The following is a 4226-nucleotide window of genomic DNA, read 5'->3' as shown; positions in this document are numbered from 1 at the left end:
GATCTGCTGTCTGCCAGATAGTTCAATTCATGAGGATAGGGCGCACACTACCGCCATCTGCTCGCAATTGGGCAACTGAGCCTTTGCGATAACCAAGATGGCAACGACCGCTTTTGCCAAAACACTGAGCACCTTCGCACCCGACGCGGAGTTCTGCTTTACCGCCAAACTCGTCGGTTCAGACGCGGTAATGCGGGGTACTCGTGTGAATGTCCGGTTTCGTCGTCGGCGCTTGATCAACTCGCACCTGCAGCGAACTTACGCTTTCCCGAACTTGCGCCCGCCGCTTCGCAGGTGCAGCGAAAGCCCGCTTTCCGCCCCTTCCTGTCGTTGTGCGGGATAACGAAGCGCAGAAACCGGCCACTCCGCGCGAGGCCACGTCGACAGTTTATCCCATTGGGTCGGGCTCATGGCTGCGGGATGTAGACGTCCGCGACCTTCAGGCAACCATTTCCTTTTGGAAAATGCTTTTCGCAATCCGGCTCTCTCCGAGCCTGCCTAGAACCTGCCCCAGGTACGAGAGTAGCGACGGGCGGGTCCCTAAGCGGGAAGTAAGAAAAGAGAGCCCAAGTTGGGGCTCTCAATATTCGCCGTCTCGTCACAACAGCCGCTGGCACACACCGTCTATGACATCGTGGAGCCGCCGCGTCGCCGCTGGATTCTCCGCCACCCTGCCGGTTAGGGTAAACGTCGCAGCATTGAAAAGCCGCCACGGGGTCTTGTCGCCCCAGTCGTGCGGAGGCTCTTCGTAGGCGCGCAGAACGTCCGCGATCCGCGTGACGTTGATAACCCCATCCCGGTACATGGCCATGATGGCTTGATCGGCCATCTCGTCGGGCAAGCTCAACGACTTGTACCTGTCGTAGGTATGCGCCAGGGCCTGCCGCGCGACGCCGAGCGGCTCAATCACCGCCGCAACGAGTCCCGGCAAATCGCGTTTGGCGTTTGCGGTATGCTTGCGCCGGATCACATGGTCAGCGCTGAAGGCGAGGTTGTCACAGACGAAGACGCGCGAACCGATGGCGATGCCGATCGGGAACTGCTTCTTGTGACTGTTCCTCAAGCCCACCATGTCGGTGTAGTCACCATGGGGCGAGCGCAGGGACAGGACGCCGAAATAGTTCATCCCGTCCGTGGTCACTGCGTGATGTTCTTCCAGCAATTCATGGCCGAAGAAACCGAGCGCGTAGCGAACCATGTCCACAACCGCGTGGTGTGGCACAGGCACGTGGCTTGCGGTTGGGTCCGGCGTTGAAAGCGCGGTGAGGGCGTCGTAGGCGATGGCCTCGCCGCCCGCATGCAGCATGAGGGTCATGGTGGTCTCCTGAGATTTGAGGAAGGTTGATCGGATGCAGCCAATGGCGCAGTCGATCGCACAGCACGCGAGAAGCTCGCGGTGCGCGCTTCAGCGCCGCAATTGAAAGGAACATCCGATCTTAGGGTAGCACCCTGTCAGATCACGGATAGGTGGTCAGAGGTGCCAACGCCGCACGTCTGCGAAGCGCGCTGCGCGGTCGCACGGGCAGTTCGCAGATTTTAGCTGCGTCAGTCGCCGACGGTCACACCGAGCGAGAATGCCTTGCCTGACGCGCGCAGCCAGCCGCCAGAAAACAAGCGCGGCATTGACCGATGCATGTCGGTGGGCGCCGTGCCCACAACGAGGACACTGGCAATCGGTTCGCCAAGCCGGGTCGCGCGCTCCCGCATCATGCTGGCCCTGCCGGGTGTCGTGCACAGAATTAGCGGCACGATCGGACAGCGCAGACCGTAGTGGCGGGCGGCGGCCTGGCTACGATAGGCGGATTGGTAGCCGGTCAGCATGCTGTCAATCGTCCTTCGACGGTCGCGCGCTTGGATCGGTTCCGTACCGCGATCGACCTCCAGGACAAACGCCCGGAAACTGCCGCCGTAATCGAGCGCGAAGAGTTGATCGGGGATGAGACGCTCCCGACCGATCGGAATGGCCAATGCCGCACCATTGCGCGCCAGGATTTCGTGGGCGGGAATGTAGCGGACGCCCAGTCTCTGTGCCTCGATATCGATCGCACCCGTGACGCAAGAGGTTGCGTAGGCGTGCCACCAATGCCCGACTGGGCGCACAGTCAGTTCCGCCAGTCCCTGATCCGCCAGCCAGCGCTTTGCTTTCGGCGTCAAGTCGTAGACATACGGATTGCACTCGGCGCGTTCCGTTCGCAGTTGCTGGGTCGGCAGGCTGAGGAACCCACCCGCCCGCAGCTTCTGCAGGTCGCGGAGCGCCGTGTCGCGGCACCGATGCGTGTCGCGGGTCAGCTCATGGAGATAGGCGGAGCACTGCGGGCCGTGGCGTTCGATATGTTTCAGCCATCGGATCTCGCGATTCGTCGGCCGCACGTCGCTCAGGGGCGCTATGTGGTGGAATGTTGCACGTCCGAGGCTGTCGAGCTTTCCCATGCGAAGAGGTTAGCGCCGACTACAACTCCGGCGAAGGCGCAAGTGGGTCGACGTCGTCATTTTCGTCATTTTTTTCAGCATCTTGGCGCTCCCCTGGCGCAGTATGGTCAGGCTTTTTCCTCCATGGTTCGGCGTAGGCGCGGCGGCTGTGATCCCGGATCGCATCACGATCTTCGCGGGAGGCGCGCGGTAGTTTTTCCAACTCGAAGAACGGGAAAGACATTGGCACCGCCCGGTCAGTCAGGCCCCGAATGAAGGTGGCGAAGCTGCCCTTCGGTTGCCGCTGGATGAGATCGGGGTCAGCGCCCATCTGGCCCGCCAGCGCCCGCGCATCACGGGCTGAGACGCCACCAGCCAGCTTGACCGAGGTGTTGGCTTCAAAGGCCGCCTCAAGGCCGTTTGAAAGCTGCCCGAGGTATTGATGGGCCAGCACCATACCCACCCGGTATTTGCGCGCCTGGCTGAGTATAATGCCGATATTGGCATCGAAGTAATCCTGAGCCTCATCGACATAGACCATGGCCGGGAGACGATCCCAGTCCGGCAACGTGGCCCTTTCCTGAGCGGCTTGGGCAATCAGCGCGATGAAGAAGCGGCCGAAGACTTCGGTGCCTTGTTCTTTGAGGAGCGACTTGGCCGTATTGATGAGAATGAGCTTTCCGGCGTTCAACTCGGTGAACATGTCGAACTTGGACTCTGGGTGCGAAAACATCCGCTCGAAAGTCTGGTTTTCGAGGACCCCATAGAGTCGACGCAGCACCTGCGCCTTGGTGGTGGTGAATTCCTTGCTGTCGAATTCCAGCTCGAAGAAGCGCCGGGCCGTAGCGTCGAGATCATTGATGTGGCGCTGGTACTTCGCCACCCCGCCCGGCTCCATCAACTCGCGCAACGTGTGGATCGTCGCGTTGGGGATATGGAACATCAGCCGCGTCACATAACGGAAGACCACACTTTGCTTGGCGGTCATCCCGGCCGAGAGGAGGGAGCCCAGCACAAAGTCATAAAGCTCGATGATCGAGTTGGTCAGTCGTTCGCGGTCGAGCGCGCTATAGGAGGCGAGCCGCCCCTGCCCCACGGAGAACAGGTTCAGGGATACCGGGAATTCGATGTCCTCGGGATCGATGAGCACGATCTTTTCCGGCGGCAGCACCTTGGCCGCCAGAATAGCGCGGATCATGTCGCCCTGGCTGTCGATGACCACAACCGACTTGTCACCCCGCGCCACGTCGTCGAGATCCCTGGCGATGAAATGCTGAATCGTCTGGGTTTTGCCATGGCCGCTCCCGGCGATGATGTGCATGTGCTCGAAGCGCCGCTCTTCGGGGATTTCGAACGGCGTCTTGAGCGCGAACAGCGCCTTCAGACGCGTGCCCTGCAGATAGGCATCGACGACATCGTCGCCCTTGTAGTCGCGCGGAAAGACCGGGCTGGTGCGATGGGTTTTGTCGAGATTGGCATTCAGCCGTTCACGAAGGGATTTGAAATGGTGGTAGTCATTCTCGGCAAAGAACGGGGCGACGACGTTTTCGACCGCCTGCCCCAAGGGATGCAGAAACTGCGTGACGGCGACCGTCACATCGCCTGAGAGCGAGGGCACGGCGCGGGCGATTGTGCCGAGGCTCTGGCCGATTGCAGCAATCGCACTTTCGACCATCACCCGATCAGCCCGCGCCTGCCCGATCCGCGCCAGCTGATCACGGTATCTTGCCCCTTCCACCGTGTTGCAAAGCGCGGGCGGTGGCGGCACCTCGGGCGAGAGTCCTTCATCGGCGAAGATCGCGCGACCTGTATTGACG

General features: G+C 61.2%; 3 protein-coding genes. All 3 read right to left on the bottom strand.

Annotated features, from left to right (window positions below; translation table 11 throughout):
• Window positions 1–598: 598 nt before the first annotated feature.
• On the bottom strand, window positions 599–1315 hold the full coding sequence (locus tag WBB85_RS09510) for a DUF932 domain-containing protein (RefSeq protein ID WP_432638382.1): 717 nt from the start codon (window positions 1313–1315) through the stop codon (window positions 599–601).
• 230 nt (window positions 1316–1545) lie between these two features.
• Window positions 1546–2430, bottom strand: coding sequence for a replication-relaxation family protein (locus WBB85_RS09505; protein WP_432638381.1), 885 nt, complete (start codon window positions 2428–2430; stop codon window positions 1546–1548).
• Between the two features lie 19 nt (window positions 2431–2449).
• A complete protein-coding gene (locus tag WBB85_RS09500) occupies window positions 2450–4084 on the bottom strand; it encodes a type IV secretory system conjugative DNA transfer family protein (RefSeq protein ID WP_432638380.1) in 1635 nt (544 codons plus the stop codon).
• Window positions 4085–4226 lie beyond the last annotated feature (142 nt).

This window comes from Albidovulum sp. (genome assembly GCF_049646345.1).
Lineage (GTDB): Bacteria > Pseudomonadota > Alphaproteobacteria > Rhodobacterales > Rhodobacteraceae > Albidovulum.
This window is presented reverse-complemented; position numbering and strand designations above follow the sequence as displayed.

Bases quoted from the DNA above. Each gene is read 5' to 3' on its own strand.
- WBB85_RS09510 (WP_432638382.1), bottom strand. From the start codon at position 1,315: ATGACCCTCATGCTGCATGCGGGCGGCGAGGCCATCGCCTACGACGCC.
- WBB85_RS09505 (WP_432638381.1), bottom strand. From the start codon at position 2,430: ATGGGAAAGCTCGACAGCCTCGGACGTGCAACATTCCACCACATAGCG.
- WBB85_RS09500 (WP_432638380.1), bottom strand. From the start codon at position 4,084: ATGGTCGAAAGTGCGATTGCTGCAATCGGCCAGAGCCTCGGCACAATC.